The following is a 22386-nucleotide window of genomic DNA, read 5'->3' on the forward strand; positions in this document are numbered from 1 at the left end:
CCCCCTCCGCCCGGTGATGCGCATCACCCAAACACACGATCGCCCGTACGTCCCGGGAATCGGTCAAGCGAACGGGGGCGGCCGGAGGAGCGGCCGGAGTTGTCCCTCTATGGACGTCGGTTATGCGCCGCTATGAGCTACGTCGCAGCGCGCGTACGCCGCGCAACCCCACCAGTCCCACGGCCGTCCCCAGGAGAAACGAGGTGATCGCGAGCGTGAGATGCACCCAGAAGTAGGCGGTCGGGTCGCCCGCGTCGTCGAAGGCGAGCCCGCTGCCGTCCTTCCACAGGTTCTTCACGAAGGTGACCCAGATGACCCAGCTCCAGACCCCGAAGGCGAGCAGGAACCAGGACACGGGGCGGGTGAGGACCGCCGGGGTCTGTGTGGGTGTCTGCATGGATCCCAGTATGCGTTTGGCGGCCCGGACTCCCCCTATCGGGTCTCCGGCCGGGGAACACTCCGGTGAGGCGCCATCCACAGTCCGTGGGCGGCGGGGTACGTTCACGGACGTGCCGACGACATCACATCCCCCGCGGTACGCCGCGAAGCGCCGCTACCGCCCCGCCCTCGCGGCGGCCGCCTCGTTGCTCCTCTCCGCGCTCAGCACCGTTCCCGCCGCAGCCGACACCAACAACCCGGCCGACGGCAGGGGGGCGCCCAGGACCCCGCCCGCGCGCATGTCCACCGTGGGCGGCGAGCTGCTGGGCAAGCCCGGCACCCAGGTGCGGCTGGAGGCGGGCGCGCCACAGCTGCCCAAGGACATCACCGGGCGCTCCTGGCTGGTCGCCGACGCCGAGTCCGGCGAGATCCTCGCCTCGCACAACGCGCACTGGCAGCTGCCTCCGGCCTCCACGCTGAAGATGCTGTTCGCCGACACGGTGCTGCCGAAGCTCCCCCGGGACAAGACACACAAGGTCGCGGCGTCCGACCTGGCGGGCATGGGCGCGGGCAGCAGCGCCGTCGGCGTCCACGAGGGCTCCAGCTACTCCGTCCACGACCTGTGGCTCGGCGTCTTCCTGCGGTCGGGCAACGACGCGGTGCGGGTGCTCTCCACGATGAACGGCGGCATCCCGCAGACCGTCAAGGACATGCAGGCACACGCGAACGACCTCCAGGCGAACGACACCCACGTCGTCAGCCCCGACGGCTACGACGCGGAGGGCCAGGTCTCCAGCGCGTACGACCTGACGCTGTTCGCCCGTTCGGGTCTGCAGAAGGCCGACTTCCGGGAGTACTGCTCGACGGTGAGCGCCCAGTTCCCGGAGGAGGAGAAGCCGGGCGAGAAACGGAAGACGTCCACGATCGTCAACACCAACCGGCTCCTCACCGGACAGAACGTGCCCGCCTACAAGGGCATGGCGGGCGTGAAGAACGGCTCCACCACGAACGCGGGCAACACCTTCACCGGCGTCGCCCAGCACGACGGCCGCAAGCTGCTCGTCACCGTCATGAACCCGGAGAAGGCCGAGCCGTACGAGGTCTACACCGAGACCGCGAAGCTGCTCGACTGGGGCTTCGAGGCCGCCGGGCACGTCAAGCCGGTGGGCGTCCTCGTCCCGCCCAAGGGCACGGCGGGCAAGTCCGGCGACGCGGCGGGGCGGCCGTCGGCCGACAGCACGCAGGCCTCCGTCGCCGGGGGCGGCGGAGGGATGTGGACGGCGGTGGGGATCGCGGGTGGCGTGCTCGCTGCGCTGGCTGTGGCGGGGGTTGTGGTGCATCGCCGTCATCCCTTGCCGGAGCTGGTGCGGCGGAAGAAGTAGCGGCCTGCTCCGGGGGCTGCGCCCCCGGGCCCCCGTGCGCCTATTGGGGTGCGTCTTGCGCTGCGCGCGCGACTGCGGGCCGTCTACGGCTGGTCGCGCAGTTCCCCGCGCCCCTGATGGGGCGCCCGGCCAGGCGCGTCGGTGGCCGTCCACGCCGCGCAGAAAAGGGTCAGCTTCGCCGTGAAGTTGATCCACAGGAGCAGCGCGACCGGGGCTCCGAACGCGCCGTACATGCTCTTGGCCGCTACGCCCGCGAGGTAGCCGCTGAGCAGCAGTTTCAGGAGCTCGAAGCCCACGGCGCCGAGCAGGCCGGCCTGGACGAGGCGGCGCGGGGCGGGGTGGACTCCGGGTAGCCGTGAGAGCACGTAGAGCATCAGCAGGAAGTCCGCGAGGACGGCGGTGCAGAAACCCGCCGCCGTGAGCAGGCCGCCCACGCCCTGCAGGCCCGCCTTGTCGACCACCCAGCCCACGGCCGCCGAGGCGAAGACGGAGCAGGCGAGCGACAGCAGCGCCACGCCGCCCAGGCCGAGCAGTACGAGCCCGTCCTTGGCGCGCAGCAGGAACGGGTTGCCGGGGCTCTCCTCGCGCTCCCAGACGGCGCGCAGGCACTCGCGCAGGGAGCCGATCCAGCCCATGCCGGTGAAGAGCAGGGCCGCACCGGCGACGACACCGACGGTGCCCGCGTTGTTCACGAGGGCGCTGAGGTCGAGCTTGCCGGAGATACCGGGCGCCTGCTCGGCGAGCTTGTGCTCCAGCTCCTGCATCCGGCGCTCGCTCAGCACGGCCGCGCCGACGGCGGCGGCCACGGTGATCAGCGGGAAGAGGGAGAGAAAGCTGGTGAAGGTGATCGCGGCGGCGAGCCGGCTCCACTTCACCCGCTCCAGAGTCTCGTAGGAACGCCAGGCGTGCGTACGCATGAGCCGGGTGACGAGGGGGCCGATCAACGGCAGGCGGGTGAGCCACTCCATGGTCCACACCTTGCCACCGCGCGGCGGTGGCCGGGCGCCCCATCAGGGGCGCGGGGAACTGCGCGACAAGCCACAACGCGCCCGCAGACGCCGACGCGCACTACCGCCCGAGCTCGTAGGCGGCACCGCGAAACGCGTCAGCGAGTGGCCGCAGGCCGTGAAACATCCCCCTGGCGAGGGACCGGGGCATCGGCCCCGGCCCCGAACGGGTACTCCCGTTCAAGACGCCAGACCGCGTCCTCGCCCTGCTCGTACAGAGCGAAGCCCTCCACCGTCCACGCCGCCTCGAAGTCGGCGAGCTCCGCGTAGGCCCGGTCCATCGCCTCCTCGGGGATGCCGTGGGCGATGGTCACGTGCGGGTGGTACGGGAACTGCAGCTCGCGGGCCACCGGCCCGGACGCGTCGCGGATGCGCTTCTGGAGCCAGGCGCAGGACGCGGAGCCCTCGACCACGTTCACGTAGACGACGGGCGACAGGGGCCGGAACGTGCCGGTGCCGGACAGCCGCATGCGGAAGGGGCGGCCGAGGGCCGCCACCCCGGCGAGGTGCCGCTCGATCGCGGGCAGCGACGAGGCATCGACCTCGGTGGGCGGCAGCAGGGTCACATGCGTGGGGATGCCGTGCGCGTGGGGGTCACCGAAGCCCGCGCGGCGCTCCTGGAGGAAGCTGCCGTACGGCTCCGGGACCGCGATCGAAACGCCGAGCGTTACGGTCCCCATTGCGTTCTCCCTCCTGTGCGCCTGCGTGTCCCCGTGGCCAGTGTGACGGCTGGGCCGCCTCCGGGCCAGGTTCCCTGGTCCCGGGCGCCCGGGGCCCATGGTCCCTGGCGCACCGGCGTCCTTCGGTGCGGTCGGCGCTCGGTCAGTGCCTGCGGCGTGCTGCTGCTGCGACGTACGGGCCGTGCGGCCCGTACGTGCGGTGCGTGCGGTGCGTGCGGTGCGGTCAGTGCTTGGCGGGCAGGAAACCCATCCTGTCGTACGCCTGCGCGAGGGTCTCCGCCGCGACGGTACGGGCCTTCTCGGCGCCCTTGGCGAGGATCGCGTCCAGCGTCTCCGGGTCGTCGAGGTACTCCTGCGTACGGGCGCGGAAGGGGGTCACCCACTCCACCATGACCTCGGCGAGGTCGGTCTTGAGCGCACCGTAGCCCTTGCCCTCGTACTTCTGCTCCAGTTCCGGGATTCCCGCACCGGTGAGCGTGGCGTAGATGGTGAGCAGATTGCTGACGCCCGGCTTGTTCTCGGCGTCGAAGCGGATCACCGTGTCGGTGTCGGTGACGGCGCTCTTGATCTTCTTGGCCGAGACCTTGGGCTCGTCCAGCAGGTTGATCAGGCCCTTGGTGGTGGACGCCGACTTGCTCATCTTGGCGGTCGGGTCCTGCAGGTCGTAGATCTTGGCCGTCTCGCGGACGATGTGCGCGGCGGGCAGGGTGAAGGTGTCACCGAAACGGGCGTTGAAGCGCTCCGCGAGGTCGCGCGTGAGCTCGATGTGCTGACGCTGGTCCTCACCCACCGGAACGGCGTTCGCCTGGTAGAGCAGGATGTCCGCGACCTGGAGGATCGGGTAGGTGAACAGGCCCACCGTGGTCTGGTTGGCCCCCTGCTTGGCCGACTTGTCCTTGAACTGCGTCATGCGGGAGGCCTCGCCGAAGCCCGTGAGGCAGTTCATCAGCCAGGCGAGCTGCGCGTGCTCGGGCACGTGGCTCTGCACGAAGAGCGTGCAGCGGTCCGGGTCGAGCCCGGCGGCCAGCAGCTGGGCGGCGGCGGTGCGGGTGTTGGCGCGCAGCTCCTTGGGGTCCTGCGGCACGGTGATCGCGTGCAGGTCGACGACCATGTAGTAGGCGTCGTGGGTCTCTTGGAGCGCCACGTACTGCCGGACGGCACCGAGGTAGTTCCCGAGGTGGAACGAGCCTGCGGTGGGCTGGATACCGGAGAGCGCGCGCGGACGATCGAGGGCCATGGGCACATTCTCTCAGGTGCGCAACCCGGAGCGTTCGCGCGGTGCCGGTGAGGTGTCCGCCGGAGTGTGCCCACAAGCGCGGATTCTCCTCTTCCGCAACGGCCGAAAAGGCGGGGGAAGAGGTGTAGAAAGTGGCCAAGAGCCCCGCACGCGGAACGGAGCACATGGTGACATCCACGGAACGCGCCATCGCAGCAGCCGAGGCCCACAGCGCGCACAACTACCACCCGTTGCCGGTCGTCGTCGCCTATGCGGAAGGCGCCTGGATGACGGACGTCGAGGGACGGCGCTATCTCGACATGCTCGCCGGCTACTCGGCACTGAACTTCGGCCACGGCAACCGGCGGCTGATCAACGCGGCGAAGGCACAGCTCGATCGGGTGACGCTCACCTCGCGCGCCTTCCACCACGACCGCTTCGGCGAGTTCTGCGCCGAGCTGGCCGAGCTGTGCGGCAAGGACATGGTGCTGCCGATGAACACGGGCGCGGAGGCCGTCGAGACGGCCGTGAAGACCGCGCGCAAGTGGGGCTACCGGGTCAAGGGCGTGCCGGACGGGCAGGCGAAGATCGTGGTGGCCGACAACAACTTCCACGGCCGCACCACCACGATCATCAGCTTCTCGACGGACGAGGAGGCCCGCGCCGACTACGGCCCCTACACCCCGGGCTTCGAGATCGTGCCGTACGGCGACCTGGCCGCGCTGGAGAGAGCTGTCGACGCGAACACGGTGGCCGTGCTGCTGGAGCCGATCCAGGGCGAGGCGGGGGTGCTGGTGCCGCCGCCGGGCTATCTGGCGGGGGTGCGGCGGCTGACCGCCGAGCGCGGGGTGCTCTTCATGGCGGACGAGATCCAGTCGGGCCTGGGGCGTACGGGCCGGACCTTCGCGTGCGAGCACGAGGGTGTGGTGCCGGACGTGTACATCCTGGGCAAGGCGCTCGGCGGCGGCGTGGTGCCGGTGTCGGCGGTGGTGGCCTCCCGCGAGGTGCTCGGCGTCTTCCGGCCGGGCGAGCACGGGTCGACGTTCGGCGGCAACCCGCTGGCCTGCGCGGTGGGCCTGGAGGTCATCGCCATGCTGAAGTCCGGCGAGTTCCAGCAGCGGGCCACGGAGCTCGGCGAGCACCTCCACCAGGAGCTCGGGCTGCTGGTGGGCGGCGGCGCGGTGACGGCCGTGCGGGGACGTGGCCTGTGGGCCGGGGTGGACATCGCTCCCGCGAAGGGCACCGGGCGGGAGATCTCCGAGGCGCTGATGGGGCGCGGGGTGCTGGTCAAGGACACGCACGGGTCGACGATCCGGATCGCGCCGCCGCTGGTGATCTCCAAGGAGGACCTGGACTGGGGGCTGGATCAGTTGCGAACGGTTCTGGGGGTGTAAGCCGCGCCCCAAAGGGGCGCGGGGCTGTGACATCGTGCGGCTCCGCCGCGTGGGCGCGCCCAGCCACAACGCGCCCGCAGCCGCCGGACAACAGCACCCGGCAGACGCTCAGGCGCCCAGCCCAGCCCGCAGGGCTACAGTGCAGGCGTGCTCCTCGGGATGATCTGCGCACTCGGTTCGGCGGTCTGCTTCGGAACCGCCTCCGTCCTCCAAGCCGTCGCCGCACGGGCGTCGGCGCCCGGCACGGGGTCCGGCGTGGACCCCGTGCTGCTGCTGCGCGTACTGCGGCAGTGGCGGTATCTGGCGGGGCTCGCCCTCGACGGGCTGGGGTTCCTGCTGGAGCTGGTGGCGCTGCGCTCGCTGCCCATCTACGCGGTGGGCGCGGCGCTCGCCGCGAGTCTGGCCGTGACGGCGGTGGTGGCCTCGCGGGTGCTCGGCGTGCGGCTGAGCGGCCCGGAGTGGGGCGGGGTCGGCGTGGTGTGCGGCGGCCTCGCGCTGCTGGGCCTGGCCTCGGGGGCCGAGGGCGACCGCACCGGGTCGGCCACCCTGCGCGTGGGCACGCTGGCCGTCGCGTTCGCCGTGCTGGGCCTGGGCGCGGTGGCCGGGCGGCTGCCGGGGCGAGCGCGGGCCGCGGCGCTGGGTCTGGGCGCGGGCATCGGCTTCGGCGTGGTGGAAGTGGCCGTCAGGCTCATCGACGACCTGTCCCTCGTTCCGGTGCTCACCAATCCCGCGTCGTACGCCCTTGTGGTGGGCGGCGGCGCGGCCTTCCTGCTGCTGACGTCGGCACTGCAGCGCGGTTCGGTGACGGCCGCCACGGCGGGCATGGTGATCGGCGAGACGGTGGGCCCGGCGCTGGCGGGCGTGGCCTGGCTGGGCGACCGGACGCGGCCGGGTCTGGAGCCGCTGGCCGTGACGGGCTTCGCGCTGGCGATCGTGGGGGCGCTGGCGCTGGCCCGATTCGGCGAGGTCGAGACCCAAGGGGACTGAACCGCCGCCCGCCGTACGGTCATTCGGCCGGTGGCAGGATGCGCAGCAGTGCCGCCAGCGCCCCCGGGAACGCGTGCTCCGGCGGCGTTCCGTAGCCGACGACCAGGCCCTCACGGTCGGCCGGGAACTGTTCGTGGCGGAAGCGGGAGAGCCCTTCGAGGGCCAGGCCCTGCCAGGCGGCGGCGCGCAGGGTCGTCCGTTCCGTACCGGCGGGCAGGTCGAGGACCACGTGCAGCCCGGCGGCGATGCCGCTGACGCGGATGTGCGGGGCGTATCCGGCCAGCGCGGCGACGAGCCGGTCGCGGCGCCTGCGGTAACGCAGGCGCATCGCGCGTACGTGACGGTCGTACGCGCCACTGGTGATCAGTTCGGCCAGGGTGAGCTGGTCGAGGACGCCCGAGCCCCACTCCCCCGAGCCCTTCAGCCGCAGCACGTCGCCCACCAGGTGCTCGGGCAGCACCATCCAGGAGATCCGCAGCCCGGAGGCGAGGGACTTGCTCGCGGTGCCGCAGTAGACGACGCGTTCGGGGCCTAGGCCCTGGAGGCTGCCGACCGACTGGCGGTCGTAGCGGAACTCGCCGTCGTAGTCGTCCTCGATGACCAGCCCGCCCGCGCGTTCCGCCCAGTCGATGACGGCGGCGCGGCGGTCGGGGTGCAGCGACACCCCGGTGGGGAACTGGTGGGCGGGGGTGAGCAGGACGGCCCGTACGTCCTCGTGGGCCGCCAGTTCCATGACGCGGGCGCCGCGCCGGTCGACGGGCAGCGGCGTGGTGCGCAGGCCGTGCCGGGCCAGCACCTCCCGGTGGAACCAGAGCCCGTACTCCTCCACACCCAGCTCGTGCGTGCCGCGCTGCCGCAGCACCTCGCTCAGCAGCGCCAGGCCCTGGGTGAAACCCGCACACACCACGATCCGCCCCGGGTCGGCGTGCACGCCGCGCACCCGGGAGAGGTAGTCCGCGAGCGCGGTGCGCAGCTCGGCCCGGCCGCGCGGGTCGGGGTGGCCGAAGGCGTCGTGCGGGGCCACCGCCAGCGCGCGGCGGGCGGCGGCCAGCCAGGCGGCGCGCGGGAAGGACGAGACGTCGGCGGTGCCGGACAGCAGGTCGTGCTCCGGGGGCGGGGTGCTCCGGGGCAGCGCGGCGCGGCGCTCGGGCGCCCCCGGCGCGGGACGCCGGGCCACCCGGGTGCCGGAGCCCTGCCGGGCGGTGAGCCAGCCCTCGGCGACGAGCTCGCCGTAGGCGTCGGCGACGGTGTTACGGGCCACCCCGAGGTCGCGGGCGAGGGTCCGGGAGGGCGGCAGCCGGGTGTCCGGGGCGAGCCTGCCCGTACGGACGGCGTCCCGCAGGGCCCGGACGAGACAGGCGCGGACGCCGCCCGGCCCGGACAGGTCCAGATGCAGGTCGGCACCTGCGCCCGCACCGGAAATGGCCCATGTTCTCTCCATGGGAATGGACCATACCGGTGGGCCACCCGGGGCGTAGCGTTCCTTGCATGACGACGAACGAGAACACCACGACCACCGCTCAGCACACCCCCCGCATGTTCCTGCACCAGCTCGCCCCCGAGGTGCAGAAGGCCATGTACGCCCTGCACCAGGCCGCCACGAAGGGCCTGGAGCCCTCCCTCGTGGAGCTCGTGCTGATCCGCGCCTCGCAGCTGAACCACTGCGCGTTCTGCCTCGACATGCACACCAAGGACGCGGTGAAGGCGGGCGAGACGACGGAGCGCATCATGCTTCTCAGCGCCTGGGAGGAGGCCCACGGCATCTACACCGAGAAGGAGCGGGCGGCACTGGCCCTGACCGAGGCCGTCACCGTCCTGACGGACGGCTTCGTGCCGGACGAGGTGTACGACCGCGCCGCGGCGCACTTCGAGCCGGAGGAGCTGGCGCGCCTCATCTCGACGATCGTGACGATCAATTCGTGGAACCGCATCGCTGTGACGACGCGGCTTGCGCCGGGGGCGTACGAGCCGCGCGGCTGAGGCCGCTTCTTCGGCCGCGGGCCGTCGCGGGGGCAGCGCCTTCGGCGCTGTCCGCCGCCCAGGCATGGCCGACGCTTTCGCCCAACGGACTGACGCGTCGTCCTCAGATGATGCTGACCCCCGTCGCCTGCGGGCCCTTCGTGCCTTCGCCGATTTCGAATTCGACCCGTTGGTTCTCCTCAAGGGTTCTGAAGCCCCTGCCCTGGATCTCGCTGTAGTGAACGAACACATCAGCGCCCCCGCCGTCGGGCGTGATGTACCCGTATCCCTTTTCGGAGTTGAACCACTTGACGGTGCCCTGAGCCATGGTTGCGTCTCTCTGCTGATGACCGAGTGCCCAGATGCGGGCGGAGCGAGACATACCCGCCATGGAAGTGCGGGGACCAGGAGTCACCCGAATGGTGGCAGGCCGTGCCGTTACCGCTGAGGTTTTCGGGGTGCGGCAGGGCCCGGTCGACTGTCCTCGGCCGGGCCCTGCTTCGGGAATTCACCGCACGGGGTGCCTTCTCGGCCACCGGTGCGGGAGGACTCCCGCGTCATTACGGATGAGGCGCCATAGACGGCGACGCGACGCGCGTCGGGCGTGCCGACGCCGGTGCCGTGCCCGTGCGACGAGCCGCTGCTCGTGCTCCGCGTCGTCGAGGACGATCACAGTGATCGGCTCGGCGTGGCAGTAGCAGCGGAACCGGTGCCCGGGAGCGTCGGCCGGGGGCGGAGTGAACGCGTGACGCGGGACCGGTGAGAGCCACCAGAGCAGGAGCAGCAGGAAGCCGAGGGCCGATACCGTCAGAACGGCGATGCCGACCGCGAGGGGCCCGGGGTCAACGGCGCGCATGGGCCGACCTCCCGATCAGGAAGGCGCTCACGGCCTCACGAGCGACCCTCGCGGCCGAGAGGATCGCCCGCACCGCCAGGTGGTATATCCCGAATAAGTCCACGTCAGCGGTGGCACCAGGGCTGGTTGTTGCACTCACGGAGGTCTCCCAACGCTCGGCTGCGCATCACGCCATCCGTGGCCCGGCCGCCCTCCGGAGTGCCCAACGGGCATGCAGGCGGCTGCACTTCGGCTCTTCCCGACGTGCTGCGCGGTGTCGCTTGGAAGGTAGGGCACGCGGGCAGTGGGGTGCAACAGCATGACGCCAGGAGCAACAATATGACGGGCGGCGCAACGCGAAGAGTGGACCGTGGCACAGTGGGGCGGCACACTCGTAGCGACCGGAGAGGGAGGGCCATGCCGCCGAGGAGTTACCCGACCGCGCGTCAGAAGCGGTTGGGCACCGAGCTGCGAAGGCTCAGAGAAAAGGCGGGCATGTCCGGCAGTCAGGCCGGCTCGTTTCTGGGCGGCGCACGCGCTCAGATCAGCCACCTGGAGTCAGGGCGATACGGGATCAGCGCCGAACGAGTCCGTCGGCTGGCCTCTTTCTATTCGGCAACGGACAAGCACCTGATCGATGTGCTCGCCAGCATGGCGGACGAGCGCGGCAAGGGCTGGTGGGAGGAATACCGGGGGACACTCTCACCGGGGTTCCTCGACCTGTCGGAGCTCGAGCATCACGCGAAGTATCTGCGCGCAGTGCAGATGTTGCACGTGCCGGGCATCTTGCAAACGGCGGAATACGCACGCGAGGTGATGCGCAACAGCGTCTCATCGCTCCCCGCACTGCCCGCGGCGGAGCTGAAGGCGCGAGTCGAGCATCGGCTGAGGCGCCGGGAGATTTTCGATCGGCCCGCGCCACCTGCTTTCGAGGCGTTCATTCACGAGGCGGCGCTACGCATGAGGTACTGCGAGCCCGAGATCATGCGGGCCCAGCTCCGCTTCCTCAGCGACTTGCCTCAGTTCCCCACCGTCACAGTGCGAGTGATCCCGTTCGACGCAAGGATCACGCCCTCGGTCCACTCGTTCCTGTACACGGGTGGGCCGATCCCGCAGTTGGACACGGTACAGATCGACAGCGCATTTGACGCAGGCTTCGTGGACGCAGAGTCTCAGCTCTCGCGGTACCGGGCCATGCTGGATTCGGTGGCGGAGCTGGCACTCAGCCCTGACGACTCGAGCAAGTTCATCCGACGCGTGGCAAAGGGAATGTGAGCCGGCAGTCATGACAGGCGAAATACGGTGGCAGAAGTCTTCGCATTCCGGGGGAGACCTCAACCAGGACTGCATCGAGCTGGCGGCGACCGAGGGGGTGATCCTCATCAGGGAGAGTGACGACCCTGACCGGATCATCAGAACCAGTCACGCGAAGCTTCGCGCCTTCATGCTGGGCGTCAAAGACAGCAGGCTTGATCACCTGATTTAGCGACGCGCCCCACCCAGAGCCCTTCATCCTGGCCGGTGGAGGGCTCTTGGCATACGCCAGGACAACATAGCGACGTCACACCATTGCACCCATAGGCCCAACAACGCTACGGTCTCCCCTGCTCGCCACCCGAGGCGTTCGCTCCACGCCGAGCACCGCCCCGGGTAGCGGCAACTCCCCGCGCCCAGCCGATGATTCGGAGCGCCCACCAAAGAATCCCATCCTCCGCTCCAAGGACCGGATCGAGACCAACTCCCGCCCGCCCAAAGGCAACCAGGGCGGATCCCAACCGCTTGCCCCCCCACCGCGTAAGGGAAGTGCACGGCATGCAGCAGACAGCAGAACGCCGTAAGGCCATCGGCCGCCGGATCTTCGGGTACGCCTTCGTCACCAACAAAGCAGGGCACCCCCTCATGGTGATCGGGCCGGACGGCCACCTGGCCCTCCCCGGCGGGGAGACGGTCGGCGACGAGCCCGCCGTACGCCCGGCGGCCTACCACCTGCGCCGCCTGGGCCTAGACGTCAGGCCGGGCCCGCTTCTCCTCGTCGACCACACGGAGGCACACCCGTTGGGCGCACCGGCGGGGGCGGTCACGTTCGTGTTCCACTGCGGAACACTGACCACGCCCCAGGAGCGGTCCGTGGCCGTACCGGCACGCGACCCGAGCCTGAGGGGAATCACGTTCGTCAACCCGAACCACTGGTACGGGGACATGACCCGCAGCCAGCAGCGCCGCTTCAACTCGGCGCTGGAGTCCCTCACCACCGGCACCATCATCGGCTGCCCTTACCTGTGGAACGGCATCAGGGCCGATCGCGCTTCTGCCCCCGCCGGGCTGCCCCATTGAGCGAGGTTGAAGCGATGCAGCCGGAAAGCGCCCCGCCGTCACCCACATTGGCCGTCGTGAGTGGGGGTCCCGGCGCGGGGAAAACGACGCTCGCTCACGCGCTCGCCCAAGAACTCGGGTGCCCGGCGATCATTCGTGACGAGATCAAACAAGGCATGGTGATGTCCTCTCCGGGCTACCGAAGCGGCGGCGAGGATCCTCTCAACTACCCGACGTTGGAGGCATTCTTCGGCGTGTTGAAGGTACTCATCCAGGCCGGAGTGACCGTCGTGGCCGAAGCCGCCTACCAGGACCGGCTGTGGCGGCCGAACCTGGAATCACTCACCGGCCTCGCGCGGATCCGCGTCATCCGCTGCGTCACCCCCGCGGCCGTCGCCCACGACCGCATCGCGCACCGCGCGCGGGAGAACGCCCACCGGGCCGCTCACGCCGACCACGACCTGCTCGAAGCGATCACCGCGGGAAAGCACTCGCTCGACGCGTTTGTACCCATCTCCCTGGACGTCCCCACGCTGGCCGTGGACACCTCGCACGGCTACAGCCCGGGCATCCAGGACATCGCTTCCTTCGTGCGGGCATCGGTCCCAGACATGACATCCGGTTCGGACTGACCCCGCCGAGGAACGCCGAACGGCCCCGGCCCGCTCCATGCGGTGCCGGGGCCGTCGTGCGCCTGCGAGCGCCTACGGAATCCAGCGCTTCCAGACGTCCGGGTGCTTCTGGACCCACTTCTTTCCGGCCTCGTCGGCGCTCAGGCCGTCCTCCGCCATCATCTGGGCGACCTCGTTCTGGTCGTTCTTCGTCCAGCGGAAGTTGTGCAGGAAGCGGGCGGCCTTGCCGCCCTTGCGGGTGAATTCCGTGTTGAAGAACTTCTGGAGCGAGGTCGTGGGGTAGGCGCAGTCGACCGTGGCCGGGTCCGCCGCGCCCTTCTTCTCGCACGCGTCGGTGTGCTCGGGCAGCTTCACCTCCACCATCGGCACCTCGTTGAACAGCCACTGCGGTTCGTACCAGTAGGTGAGGAACGGCTTGCGGTCCTTGGCGAACTGCTTGATCTGGGTGATCTGCGCCGCCTCGGACCCCGCGAACACCACCTGGTAGTCCAAGCCCAGGTTCTTCACCAGCGCCTTGTCGTTCGTGACGTACGACGGGGAGCCGTCGAGGAGCTGGCCCTTGCCGCCGCTCTCCGATGTGCGCAACTGGCTCGCGTACTTGTTGAGGTTCTTCCAGTCGAGGACGTCCGGGTGGGCGTCGGCGAAGTACTTGGGGACGAACCAGCCGATGTGGCCGTCGACCCCGAGGTCGCCGCCGGGCGTCACCGTCTTCTTGTCCTCGACGTACCGCTTCTCCTGGTCGGGGTGGCCCCAGTCCTCCAGGATCGCGTCGACGCGGCCCTGGCTGAGCGCGTCCCACGCGGGCACCTCGTCCACCTGCACCGTGTCGACGCGGTAGCCGAGCTCGTGCTCCAACAGATACTGCGCGACAGCCGCGTTGGCGCGTGCGCCCACCCACGACTGCACGGACAACGTGACCGTCTTCGTACCCTGCGCGTCCGCGTACGGCGAGGACTGCTTGGTCATGTCGGCCGCGCCGCAGCCGGTGGCCGCGAGCAGGGCCAGCGCGCTCGCCGCCAGGACGCAGGTGCGCGCCATGTGTTTCCTACGCGCCATCGTGCGCTCCCTTCTTCGTCGGCTGGGTGCAGCGGTCGAGCATCAGCCCCAGGCAGACGATGGCCGCACCCGCGACGAGACCCGCCGCCAGGTCGCCGCGCGCGAGGCCGAAGACCACCTCGTAGCCGAGCGCTCCGCCGCCGACCAGGCCGCCGATGATGACGACGGACAGGACGAGCACCACGGCCTGGTTGACCGCCAGCAGCAGTTCCTGCCGGGCCAGCGGGAACTGCACCTGGCGCAGCTGCTGCCCGCTGGTCGCGCCCATCGAGCGCGCCGACTCCATGGCGCCCGGGTTGACCTGGCTCAGGCCCTGGCTCGTGATGCGGACGACGGCGGGCAGCGCGTACACGATCGCCGCCGCGGCGGCCGGGGCCCGGCCGACGCCGAACAGGGCGACGACGGGGATCAGGTACACGAACTGCGGCATCGTCTGGCACACGTCCAGCACCGGGCGCAGCAGCCGCTCGACGCGTGCGCTGCGGGCCACGGGGACCGCGATGGCGAACCCCAGGACGAGGGTGACGGCGACGGCCGCCACCACCTGGGAGAGCGTGTCCAGGGACGTGTCCCAGCGGCCCAGCACGCCGATCGCGGCGAGCGCGAGGACGGCGGTGAGGGCGGTGCGCCAGGTGCCGATGAGGCGGGCGAGGATCGCGACGAGGAGGAGGGCTCCCCACCAGGGGAGGGCCTGCAGGCCGTCGCGGAGGGGGTCGAGGATCCAGGCGGTGTAGTGGGCGGACCAGTCGGCCGTACCGCCGATGACCGGGAGACCGGTGTAGAGGTGGTCGACCAGCCAGTCCTTGGCGGTGTTGACGGGGCGGGCGATCTGGAGGGTCCAGGTCGTCGGCCAGGTCTGAGCGCTGAGGATGGCGATCACCGCGACGGCGAGGGCGCCGGTGGCCCATTCCACGATCGTCCGGGTGCGGGCCGTCGGCCGGTTGCGGCTGCCCGACGTGATGCGGTCCAGGACGATCGCCAGGAGGACGATCGGGATGCCCGCCGCCAGGGCGCTGCCCACGTCGACCGTGGAGAGGGCCTGGTAGACGCGGTCACCCAGGCCGTCGGCGCCGATGACCGAGGCGATGACGGCCATGGAGAGCGCCATCATGATCGTCTGGTTGACGCCGAGGAGCAGTTCGCGGCGGGCCAGCGGCAGGCGTGCCGTCAGCAGGCGCTGGCGGCCGGTCGCGCCCAGCGACTCGACCGCTTCCAGGACGCCCTTGTCCGTCGAGCGCAGGCCGAGCGCCGTCAGGCGCGCCATCGGCGGAGCCGCGTAGACGACCGTCGCGAGGACGGCGGGCGCCACCCCGATGCCGAAGACCAGGACGACCGGCATCAGGTAGGCGAACGCGGGCAGTGCCTGCATCGTGTCCAGCACCGGTCGCAGCGCGCGGAACGTACGGTCCGACAGCCCGGCCGCCAGGCCCAGCAGCGCGCCCACCGCGACGGACGCGGCGACGGCCACGACCATCAGCGCCAGCGTCCGCATCGTCGGCACCCACATGCCGAGCAGCCCGCACACCGCGAAGGAGGCCAGCGTCGTCACGGCCACCCGCGGTCCGGCGAACCGCCAGGCCAGGAGGGCCGCGGCCGCTGTCACCCCGGCCCAGCCGAGGGCGAGCAGCACCGTGTAGACGGCGTGCACGGAGGCGATGATCGCGCCGCTGATGTGGCCGAAGAAGTAGAGGAACAGCCAGTGGCTGTCGCGGTTGTCGATGATCCAGTCGTTGGCCTTGCCGAGCGGGGCGTTCAGGTCGACGGTCAGGGCGCTCGGCCAGCTGCCGCTGCCCCAGAGGGCGGCTGCCACGGCAGCCAGGACGATTGCGGCTGCCGCCGCGAGGATCAACGGCGCTTTGAGGGTGCGATTCGGCTGTCCGCCCGTGGTGGGGTGCGGCTTCGGTGCGTTGAGATCCGGCGCCGCTGCCGGGCGCGGCGCCGTGCCGCTCCGGGTCTTCTCAAGACTGCTTCGCTTGACGTCTTGAGAAGGCCCTGCGCGTCCCGTCGCCTCCCGTTCGGTGGTTGTCCGGGTGCTCACGCCGCCATCTCCCTGCCGGTGGTCTTCAGGCCCGCCACGACGCCCAGGAGCGCCTGGCTGTCCACCACGCCCAGGCAGTGGTCGTTCTCCACCACGCGGGCCGTCTCGCCCGTGCGGGCCACCGTTTCGATGGCCTCGGCCACGGTCGTGGTCGGGGTGAGTTCCGGGCCCGTCTCGGTTTCGCCCGCGAGCGCCGGGCGCATCGCGCGGCGGACCGTGAGGACCTGTTCGCGGGGGACGTCGCGGACGAAGTCCCGTACGTAGTCGTCGGCCGGGGAGCCCACGATCTCCTCGGGCGTGCCGCACTGGACGACGCGGCCGCCGCGCATCAGGGCGATGCGGTCGCCGACGCGCAGGGCCTCGGAGAGGTCATGGGTGATGAAGACCATCGTGCGGCCCTCGTCGCGGTGCAGGCGGACGACCTCCTCCTGCATGTCCCGGCGGATCAGCGGGTCGAGCGCGCTGAACGGCTCGTCGAAGAGGAGGACTTCGGGGTCCGCGGCGAGCGCGCGGGCCAGGCCCACGCGCTGCTGCTGGCCGCCGGAGAGCTGGCCGGGGCGGCGGTCCTCCAGGCCCGCCAGGCCCACCTTCTCCACCATCTCCGCCGCCTTGGCCCGGCGTTCGGCCTTGCCCACGCCCTGGATCTCCAGGCCGTACGCGACGTTGTCGAGCACGGTGCGGTGCGGCAGCAGGCCGAAGTGCTGGAAGACCATGGCGGCCCGGTGGCGGCGCAGTTCGCGCAGGGCGCCGCCGTCCATGCCGCACACGTCCTCGCCGTCGATGGCGATCGTGCCCGCGGTCGGCTCGATGAGCCGGGTCAGGCAGCGGACCAGCGTGGACTTGCCGGAGCCGGACAGGCCCATCACGACGAAGACCTCGCCCTGACGGACGTCGAAGGAGACGTCACGGACGGCCACGGTGCAGCCCGCGGTCGCGCGCAGTTCCTCCGGGGAGAGCTCCGCGAGGGGGCCGTTCGGGACGCGGTCGGCCTTCGGGCCGAAGACCTTCCACAGGTTGCGTACGGAGAAGACGGGGGTCGCCTGTTGGTCCGCGCTCATCAGGCATCACCGCCCTGTGTCAGCATCTCCGCGCACTTCTCCCCCACCATGAGCACGCCGATCATCGGGTTCACCGCGGGCATCGTCGGGAAGACCGAGGCATCGGCGATGCGGACGCCTTCCAGGCCGCGGATGCGCAGCTGCGGGTCCACGACGGCGAGTTCGTCGTCCGCCGCGCCCATGCGGCAGGTGCCCGCGGGGTGGTAGACGGTGTGCGCGACCTTGCGCGCGTACTCGCTGATCTCCTCGTCGGAGGTGATCTCCGGGCCGGGGCACACCTCGCGCTTGAGCCAGTGGGCGAGGGGCTCCTGCTCGGCTATCTCACGGGCGATACGGATGCCGTCGACGAGGGTGCGGCCGTCGTAGTCCTCCTCGTCCGTGAAGTAGCGGAAGTCCAGGGCGGGCTTGACCTCGGGGTCGGCGCTGGTGAGGTAGAGGCGGCCGCGGCTGCGCGGCTTGGGGATGTTGGGGGTCATCGACACGCCGTGCTCGGGCTTCTCGTAGCCGAGGCGCTCGGGGTTGTCGGTGAACGGGATCTGATAGAAGTGGAACATCAGGTCCGGGCCCTCGGACCGCTCGTCACGCCGGACGAAGAGGCCCGCGTCGGAGTCCATCGCCGAGTTCTCGGGGATCGGGCCGTTCGTCTCCCACACGATGACCGACTCGGGGTGGTCGAGAAGATTCTCGCCGACGCCCGGCAGGTCGTGGACGACGGGGATGCCCAGCGCGACCAGGTCGCCCTTGGGGCCGATGCCGGAGTGCATCAGCAGCCGCGGGGTGTCGACGGCCCCGGCGCACAGCAGGACCTCGCGGCCCGCCTCGACGAGGATCTCCTCGCCTTCCTTGGTGCGCACGCGCACGCCCGTGGCGCGGGCGCCTTCGAGCTCCAGCTTGTGCGCCCAGGTCTCCAGCAGGATACGGAGGTTGGGGCGGTCACCGGCCTCGATGTGCGGGTGGAGGTAGGCGACGGAGGCGGAGGAGCGCTTGTTGTTCTCCGGGTGGTAGGCGAGGTCGAAGAAGCCGGCGCCCTCGTGGAACGGCTTCTTGTTGAAGCCCTCCACGCGCGGCACGTCGACGGCGGCCTGCGCGGCCTCCACGAAGTCGCGGGCGATGGCGTTGCGGTCCTTCTCGTCCACGGCGACGATGTTGTTGCGCAGCCGGGTGAAGTACGTCTCCATGGACTCGTTGTCCCAGCCCTCGGCGCCCGCGGCCACCCACTCCGCCCAGTCGCCGGGCAGCGGCTTGAAGGCGATCAGGGTGTTGTGCGAGGAGCAGCCGCCGAGGACCTTGGCGCGGCTGTGCCGGATGTGGGAGTTGCCGCGCGGCTGCTCGGTCGTCGGGTAGTCGTAGTCGAGGTCACCGCCGAGCAGGCCCAGCCAGCGGCGCAGGGTGAGCACGTCCGGCCGGTCGATGTCGGTGGGGCCGCCCTCGATGACGACGACGGAGGTGCCGGGGTCCTCGGCGAGGCGGGAGGCGATCACCGAGCCCGCGGTGCCGCCGCCGACGACGACGTAGTCGGCGGAGATGACACGGGTGTCCGGGGCAACGGGAGGCATGGGGGTACTCCTTGGTGGCAGGGAAGTGTTGCGTGGCGCCGGGCGTGGGGCGGTGGTCAGCCCGCGAACCAGCGGACGGGCTTCGGCGCGAGGTTCTGGTAGACGTGCTTCGCCTCGCGGTACTCGGCCAGGCCCGCGGGCCCGAGCTCGCGGCCGGTGCCGGACTTGCCGAAGCCGCCCCACTCCGCCTGCGGCAGGTAGGGGTGGAAGTCGTTGATCCATACGGTGCCGTGGCGCAGCCGCCCGGCGACGCGGCGGGCACGGCCCGCGTCCTTCGTCCACACGGCGCCCGCGAGGCCGTACTCGGTGTCGTTGGCGAGCTCGACGGCCTCGTCCTCGGTGCGGAAGGTCTCGACGGTGAGGATCGGCCCGAAGGTCTCCTCGCGGACGACCTTCATCCGGCGGTGGCAGCGGTCGAGGACGGTGGGCGCGTAGAAGTAGCCGGTCGCGGGGCGGACGTCGCTCGGCTCGGGCTGGTGGCCGCCGCTGCGCAGCACGGCGCCCTCGGAGAGCGCGGAGGCGACGTACGCCTCGGTCTTGTCGAGCTGCTGCGCGGAGACGAGCGGGCCGCACTCGACGCCCTTCTCGGTGCCCCGGCCCAGCCTGATCCTCTCGGCACGGCGGGCGAGTTCGGTGACGAAGCGCTCGCGCACCGACTCCTCGACGATGAGGCGGGAGCCCGCGGAGCAGACCTGGCCGCTGTGGATGAAGGCGGCGTTGAGTGCCTGGTCGACGGCGGTGTCGAAGTCCGCGTCGGTCGCGCAGGCGTCGGCGAAGACGACGTTGGGGTTCTTGCCGCCGAGTTCGAGCGCGACCTTCTTGACCGTGGGGGCGGCGGCCTGGGCGACCTTGACGCCGCTGGTGAGGCCGCCGGTGAAGGAGACGAGGTCGACGTCGGGGTGCTCGGACAGCCGGGCGCCGACGGGGTCGCCCGCGCCGGTCACCAGGTTGGCGGCGCCCGCGGGCAGCCCGGCCTCCTGGAGCAGCCGCAGCAGGTGCACGGTCGACAGCGGGGTGACCTCGCTGGGCTTGATGACGAAGGTGTTGCCCGCGGCGAGCGCCGGGGCGATCTTCCAACTGGCCTGGAGGAGCGGGTAGTTCCAGGGGGTGATCAGGGCGCAGACGCCGACGGGCTCGTGCACGACGACGCTGTGCACCTCGTCGGAGCCCGCGTCGACGACGCGGCCCGCGCCCTCGCTCACCACGAGGTCGGCGAAGTAGCGGAAGGCGTTGGTGACGTCGTCGACGTCGATCCGGCCCTCCTCCAGGGTCTTGCCGGTGTCGCGGCTCTCGGTCAGCGCGATCGCCTCGCGGTCGCGCTGGAGCAGGTCCCCGACGTGGCGCAGCAGCGCGGCCCGCTCGGCGACGGGCGTGCGCGGCCAGGCGCCGTGGTCGAAGGCGCGGCGCGCGGCGGCCACGGCGGCGTCGGTGTCCTCCGCGCCGCCCTCGGCGACCACGGCCAGCGTCCTGGCGTCGGCGGGGTCGAGGACCTCCCGCTGCGCGCCGGACGCGGCGGCTCGCCACACCCCGTCCACAAGGATGGTCTCGACTGACGACATGTCGTTTCTGCCTTCCGGTATCCGAAGCGTTTCCGTCACCGTCCGGAGCCCGTCTCCGGGCGGCAACGGGACGCGCCTAACCGGAGTGCGGCAACATATGCCACTTCTTTACTCAAGAGTGACCCGAGTCACTTATTTCTCGGTACTGGCGGGTAGAACGACGAGTTAGCGTCACCCGGCGAAGAACACGCACGTACTACGGGGGACCATGACGGCCGTCGCCTGCGCGGCCGCACTGGTTGGCATTTCCGCCTGCGGCAGCGGCAGCGGCGGCAAGAACGACGACGCGAAGGGCGACACCAAGCCCTCCGCGACGGCTTCGGCGAAGGCGTCCGAGGCGCCGAAGAAGAGCGATCTCGACGGCCTGTCCGCCCAGGAAACACTCAGGAAAGCCCAGTCTGCACTCGGCGCGGCCAAGTCGCTGCACCTGAAACAGGACAACAACGAGACCGGCCGGAACATCCGGATCGACCTCTTCTCGGACACCAAGGGCAATTGCAATGCCACGGTGAGCAATGCCGACGAAGGCTCCAATACGGTTGTCAAGCGGGACAACAAGGTCTGGATGAAGCCCGACTCCACCATGATGGAGAAGGAGTTCGGCGGTAAGGCCGCCGCCGCACAGGGCGTGCTCAAGGACCGCTGGATCGGCGGCAGCGACAACGATCCAATGCTGAAGAAACCGGCCAAGGTCTGCGACCTGCTCCCCACGATGCAGCGCAAGATTCTCGCGAGCGACGAGTCCAGGACCCAGCTGACCAAGGGCGAGCCCACCACGGTCGAGGGAGTGCGGGTCATCCCCCTGAAGGGAACGAACGCCAAGGGGGCCCAGGTAGAGATGGACGTCGTCGTGGACGGCCCGCACTACCCGGTGAAGATGGTGGAGACCGACAACGGCAAGACCACCACGTCACTGTTCTCGGACTACGACAAGCCCCTCCCGGCCACGACGCCCTCGGCGGCCGAGACCCTCGACGCGGTGGAGTTCCGCGCGCAGGCCAAGACCGCCGGTGGCGCCGCCGCTTGACACCTTGAGGGCGTGAGGTGTCTGACCCTCGCTCACCCCCCGTTCGCGCAGTAACCGGCCGGGCAGAACGAGCCCACCAGCACCTGGTGGACCTGCGCGTACGGGGACCAATTACCGGCGGGCCCCATCACCAGCAGCGCGTACATCCGGCGATCGGGGGCCATGACGTCACGGAGCAGGACGTGCCGGGTGCTGCCGTCGCGGGTGTAGGCGTACTCCAGCTCCGCCGCCGAGCCGTCGGTCGACTCGGCCAGCCTGATGCGCTGGTACGTGGGGTTCTTGGAGACCGAGGTCTCGATCGCCAGCACTCCTTCGCGCGGCGTGCTCTCCGCTCCGTTCAGCTGGTAGACCTGAACGAAGTCGTCGTCGTCCTGCTTGTAGAACACGCTGACGCCGTCCACGCTGCGGGTCCAGCCCTGGGGCACGTCGAACGTGGCCTTCACCGGACCGCTTTCGCTTACCCGCTGGAAGCCGGCGGGGGCACCGCTCGTGCCGCCGCCGCTGGTGGAACCGGTGGAACCGGTGCCGCCGGAGGAGCTCGTGCCGGCCGATTCGTCCGTCGGCGTATCCGTCGGCGTCTGCGTCGTGGCACCGCTGACCCCGCCCGAGGTGAGCGAGCCGCCCGAGGTGCTCACTCCGCCGTCGCTCAGGCCGGGCGTCGCCGGGGCGGTGGAGGTGGTGCCGCCGCCCCCCGCGTGATTGTCTTCGCCGTCGTCCCGGGTCAGCTTCCAGACGCCGAAGCCGATGCCTCCGGCGAGCACCACGCCCGCGACCACCCCGGCCAGGATCGCCTCGTGCGAGCGGCGCCGCGGGGCGTCGTCCTCCGGGGGCACCGGGAACTGCGGGAAGTCCGGCTCGGTCCGTTCAGTCGGTTCAGTCGGTTCATAGGAGGGGTACGGGCCGCGCGGTGGCGGTTCGTCGTCGTCCACCCACTGCTGGCGTTCCGCGTCCCAGCGGCTCACGTGATCGCCTCCTCACGCCAGCAGCTGGCTGATCGTCTGGACGACGTCGAGCGCCGCCGCCAGACCCGCGACCACCGACGCGCCGCCGCTCAGCAGCGACCGCAGCCGCTCCAGCCTGCCGCGGTCGGTCCGGCCGGTGCGCGTGGCCTCCTCCTCCAGACCGGCGAGCTCGCCCTCGACGTCGTCGAGACCGTCGCCGTCCGTCCGTACGAGCAGCGGTAGCTGGCCGCGTAACTGCCGGACCGCCGCGAGGAGTTCGGGCGGGCACGGGACGGGGGCGTGCGCCGCGTCCACGGCGGCCGCCCTCTCCCCCGCCGCGACCGCCCCGCCGTGCAGCTCCCCTACCG

Annotated in this window: 22 protein-coding genes and 1 pseudogene; 9 read left to right on the plus strand and 14 right to left on the minus strand. The window is 70.9% G+C overall.

The features are described from left to right. Window positions 1-130: 130 nt before the first annotated feature. The gene (locus tag K6I34_RS08915) at window positions 131-397 is read right to left on the minus strand and encodes an SCO4848 family membrane protein (RefSeq protein ID WP_229323969.1); all 267 of its coding nucleotides are present in this window, start codon (window positions 395-397) and stop codon (window positions 131-133) included. Between the two features lie 112 nt (window positions 398-509). Here K6I34_RS08915 and K6I34_RS08920 point away from each other — a divergent pair, with 112 nt between their 5' ends. Then, complete coding sequence (locus tag K6I34_RS08920; RefSeq protein ID WP_229323971.1) at window positions 510-1760, plus strand: D-alanyl-D-alanine carboxypeptidase family protein; 1251 nt, start codon at window positions 510-512, stop codon at window positions 1758-1760. A gap of 83 nt (window positions 1761-1843) precedes the next feature. On the opposite strand, the gene K6I34_RS08925 is transcribed toward K6I34_RS08920, so the two are convergent. The 3 genes from K6I34_RS08925 to trpS all read right to left on the minus strand — a co-directional run bounded on the left by K6I34_RS08925 (window position 1844) and on the right by trpS (window position 4684). After that, window positions 1844-2728, minus strand: a complete 885-nt coding sequence (locus tag K6I34_RS08925; RefSeq protein WP_229323973.1) for a YihY/virulence factor BrkB family protein — start codon at window positions 2726-2728, stop codon at window positions 1844-1846. A gap of 137 nt (window positions 2729-2865) precedes the next feature. After that, window positions 2866-3447, minus strand: coding sequence for a 2'-5' RNA ligase family protein (locus tag K6I34_RS08930; RefSeq protein ID WP_229323975.1), 582 nt, complete (start codon window positions 3445-3447; stop codon window positions 2866-2868). 223 nt (window positions 3448-3670) lie between these two features. Further along, a complete protein-coding gene (trpS, locus tag K6I34_RS08935) occupies window positions 3671-4684 on the minus strand; it encodes a tryptophan--tRNA ligase (protein WP_229323977.1) in 1014 nt (337 codons plus the stop codon). A 167-nt stretch (window positions 4685-4851) separates the two neighbouring features. Here trpS and rocD point away from each other — a divergent pair, with 167 nt between their 5' ends. Further along, complete coding sequence (gene rocD / locus K6I34_RS08940) at window positions 4852-6057, plus strand: ornithine--oxo-acid transaminase (RefSeq protein ID WP_308293980.1); 1206 nt, start codon at window positions 4852-4854, stop codon at window positions 6055-6057. Window positions 6058-6216: 159 nt separating this feature from the next. Further along, window positions 6217-7044, plus strand: coding sequence for a hypothetical protein (locus K6I34_RS08945; RefSeq protein ID WP_229324011.1), 828 nt, complete (start codon window positions 6217-6219; stop codon window positions 7042-7044). 19 nt (window positions 7045-7063) lie between these two features. On the opposite strand, the gene K6I34_RS08950 is transcribed toward K6I34_RS08945, so the two are convergent. Next, complete coding sequence (locus tag K6I34_RS08950) at window positions 7064-8485, minus strand: PLP-dependent aminotransferase family protein (protein ID WP_229323981.1); 1422 nt, start codon at window positions 8483-8485, stop codon at window positions 7064-7066. A gap of 47 nt (window positions 8486-8532) precedes the next feature. Between K6I34_RS08950 and K6I34_RS08955 the strand changes: the two genes are divergently transcribed. Continuing rightward, entirely contained in the window at window positions 8533-9024 is a 492-nt protein-coding gene (locus K6I34_RS08955) for a carboxymuconolactone decarboxylase family protein (RefSeq protein ID WP_229323983.1), read from the plus strand. A gap of 103 nt (window positions 9025-9127) precedes the next feature. Here K6I34_RS08955 and K6I34_RS08960 read toward each other — a convergent pair whose 3' ends face one another. Next, entirely contained in the window at window positions 9128-9331 is a 204-nt protein-coding gene (locus K6I34_RS08960; protein ID WP_229323985.1) for a cold-shock protein, read from the minus strand. 180 nt (window positions 9332-9511) lie between these two features. Continuing rightward, the gene (locus K6I34_RS08965; RefSeq protein ID WP_229323987.1) at window positions 9512-9859 is read right to left on the minus strand and encodes a hypothetical protein; all 348 of its coding nucleotides are present in this window, start codon (window positions 9857-9859) and stop codon (window positions 9512-9514) included. A 396-nt stretch (window positions 9860-10255) separates the two neighbouring features. Here K6I34_RS08965 and K6I34_RS08970 point away from each other — a divergent pair, with 396 nt between their 5' ends. The 4 genes from K6I34_RS08970 to K6I34_RS08985 all read left to right on the plus strand — a co-directional run bounded on the left by K6I34_RS08970 (window position 10256) and on the right by K6I34_RS08985 (window position 12783). After that, window positions 10256-11113 (plus strand): helix-turn-helix transcriptional regulator, encoded by an 858-nt coding sequence (locus K6I34_RS08970; protein ID WP_229323989.1) that lies wholly within the window; start codon window positions 10256-10258, stop codon window positions 11111-11113. A 10-nt stretch (window positions 11114-11123) separates the two neighbouring features. Further along, window positions 11124-11324, plus strand: a complete 201-nt coding sequence (locus tag K6I34_RS08975; protein ID WP_229323991.1) for a DUF397 domain-containing protein — start codon at window positions 11124-11126, stop codon at window positions 11322-11324. 326 nt (window positions 11325-11650) lie between these two features. Further along, window positions 11651-12172, plus strand: coding sequence for a hypothetical protein (locus K6I34_RS08980; protein WP_229323993.1), 522 nt, complete (start codon window positions 11651-11653; stop codon window positions 12170-12172). Then, on the plus strand, window positions 12169-12783 hold the full coding sequence (locus K6I34_RS08985; RefSeq protein WP_229323995.1) for an AAA family ATPase: 615 nt from the start codon (window positions 12169-12171) through the stop codon (window positions 12781-12783). Before K6I34_RS08980 ends, K6I34_RS08985 begins: the two co-directional genes overlap by 4 nt. A gap of 72 nt (window positions 12784-12855) precedes the next feature. Here K6I34_RS08985 and K6I34_RS08990 read toward each other — a convergent pair whose 3' ends face one another. The 5 genes from K6I34_RS08990 to K6I34_RS09010 all read right to left on the minus strand — a co-directional run bounded on the left by K6I34_RS08990 (window position 12856) and on the right by K6I34_RS09010 (window position 20050). Next, entirely contained in the window at window positions 12856-13821 is a 966-nt protein-coding gene (locus K6I34_RS08990) for an ABC transporter substrate-binding protein (RefSeq protein ID WP_374230859.1), read from the minus strand. Window positions 13822-13828: 7 nt separating this feature from the next. Then, window positions 13829-15688, minus strand: a complete 1860-nt coding sequence (locus K6I34_RS08995; RefSeq protein ID WP_238488495.1) for an ABC transporter permease subunit — start codon at window positions 15686-15688, stop codon at window positions 13829-13831. A 185-nt stretch (window positions 15689-15873) separates the two neighbouring features. After that, window positions 15874-16935, minus strand: coding sequence for a glycine betaine/L-proline ABC transporter ATP-binding protein (locus K6I34_RS09000; protein ID WP_229324001.1), 1062 nt, complete (start codon window positions 16933-16935; stop codon window positions 15874-15876). After that, window positions 16935-18491, minus strand: coding sequence for a GMC family oxidoreductase (locus tag K6I34_RS09005; RefSeq protein WP_229324003.1), 1557 nt, complete (start codon window positions 18489-18491; stop codon window positions 16935-16937). The genes K6I34_RS09000 and K6I34_RS09005 overlap by 1 nt, the downstream gene beginning before the upstream one ends. 56 nt (window positions 18492-18547) lie before the next feature. Continuing rightward, the gene (locus K6I34_RS09010; RefSeq protein ID WP_229324005.1) at window positions 18548-20050 is read right to left on the minus strand and encodes an aldehyde dehydrogenase family protein; all 1503 of its coding nucleotides are present in this window, start codon (window positions 20048-20050) and stop codon (window positions 18548-18550) included. 208 nt (window positions 20051-20258) lie between these two features. On the opposite strand from K6I34_RS09010, the gene K6I34_RS09015 reads away from it, so the two are divergent. Beyond that, window positions 20259-21077 carry a hypothetical protein gene (locus K6I34_RS09015; RefSeq protein WP_229324007.1) on the plus strand — a complete coding sequence of 273 codons (819 nt, stop codon included), beginning with the start codon at window positions 20259-20261 and terminating at the stop codon, window positions 21075-21077. A gap of 32 nt (window positions 21078-21109) precedes the next feature. Here K6I34_RS09015 and K6I34_RS09020 read toward each other — a convergent pair whose 3' ends face one another. After that, window positions 21110-22039 (minus strand): hypothetical protein, encoded by a 930-nt coding sequence (locus tag K6I34_RS09020; RefSeq protein WP_229324009.1) that lies wholly within the window; start codon window positions 22037-22039, stop codon window positions 21110-21112. A gap of 12 nt (window positions 22040-22051) precedes the next feature. Further along, a pseudogene (locus tag K6I34_RS09025) lies at window positions 22052-22386 on the minus strand (hypothetical protein); the annotation flags it as partial.

Source organism: Streptomyces sp. UNOC14_S4 (assembly GCF_020740835.1).
In the GTDB taxonomy this organism is placed as follows: domain Bacteria; phylum Actinomycetota; class Actinomycetes; order Streptomycetales; family Streptomycetaceae; genus Streptomyces.

Coding starts and splice junctions, on each gene's coding strand:
- K6I34_RS09005 (WP_229324003.1), bottom strand. CDS start 18,491: ATGCCTCCCGTTGCCCCGGACACCCGTGTCATCTCCGCCGACTACGTC.
- K6I34_RS08930 (WP_229323975.1), bottom strand. CDS start 3,447: ATGGGGACCGTAACGCTCGGCGTTTCGATCGCGGTCCCGGAGCCGTAC.
- K6I34_RS08945 (WP_229324011.1), top strand. CDS start 6,217: ATGATCTGCGCACTCGGTTCGGCGGTCTGCTTCGGAACCGCCTCCGTC.
- K6I34_RS08975 (WP_229323991.1), top strand. CDS start 11,124: ATGACAGGCGAAATACGGTGGCAGAAGTCTTCGCATTCCGGGGGAGAC.
- K6I34_RS08970 (WP_229323989.1), top strand. CDS start 10,256: ATGCCGCCGAGGAGTTACCCGACCGCGCGTCAGAAGCGGTTGGGCACC.
- K6I34_RS09000 (WP_229324001.1), bottom strand. CDS start 16,935: ATGAGCGCGGACCAACAGGCGACCCCCGTCTTCTCCGTACGCAACCTG.
- K6I34_RS08950 (WP_229323981.1), bottom strand. CDS start 8,485: ATGGAGAGAACATGGGCCATTTCCGGTGCGGGCGCAGGTGCCGACCTG.
- K6I34_RS08915 (WP_229323969.1), bottom strand. CDS start 397: ATGCAGACACCCACACAGACCCCGGCGGTCCTCACCCGCCCCGTGTCC.
- K6I34_RS08960 (WP_229323985.1), bottom strand. CDS start 9,331: ATGGCTCAGGGCACCGTCAAGTGGTTCAACTCCGAAAAGGGATACGGG.
- K6I34_RS08955 (WP_229323983.1), top strand. CDS start 8,533: ATGACGACGAACGAGAACACCACGACCACCGCTCAGCACACCCCCCGC.
- K6I34_RS09010 (WP_229324005.1), bottom strand. CDS start 20,050: ATGTCGTCAGTCGAGACCATCCTTGTGGACGGGGTGTGGCGAGCCGCC.
- trpS (WP_229323977.1), bottom strand. CDS start 4,684: ATGGCCCTCGATCGTCCGCGCGCGCTCTCCGGTATCCAGCCCACCGCA.
- K6I34_RS08965 (WP_229323987.1), bottom strand. CDS start 9,859: ATGCGCGCCGTTGACCCCGGGCCCCTCGCGGTCGGCATCGCCGTTCTG.
- K6I34_RS08980 (WP_229323993.1), top strand. CDS start 11,651: ATGCAGCAGACAGCAGAACGCCGTAAGGCCATCGGCCGCCGGATCTTC.
- K6I34_RS08925 (WP_229323973.1), bottom strand. CDS start 2,728: ATGGAGTGGCTCACCCGCCTGCCGTTGATCGGCCCCCTCGTCACCCGG.
- K6I34_RS09015 (WP_229324007.1), top strand. CDS start 20,259: ATGACGGCCGTCGCCTGCGCGGCCGCACTGGTTGGCATTTCCGCCTGC.
- K6I34_RS08990 (WP_374230859.1), bottom strand. CDS start 13,821: ATGGCGCGCACCTGCGTCCTGGCGGCGAGCGCGCTGGCCCTGCTCGCG.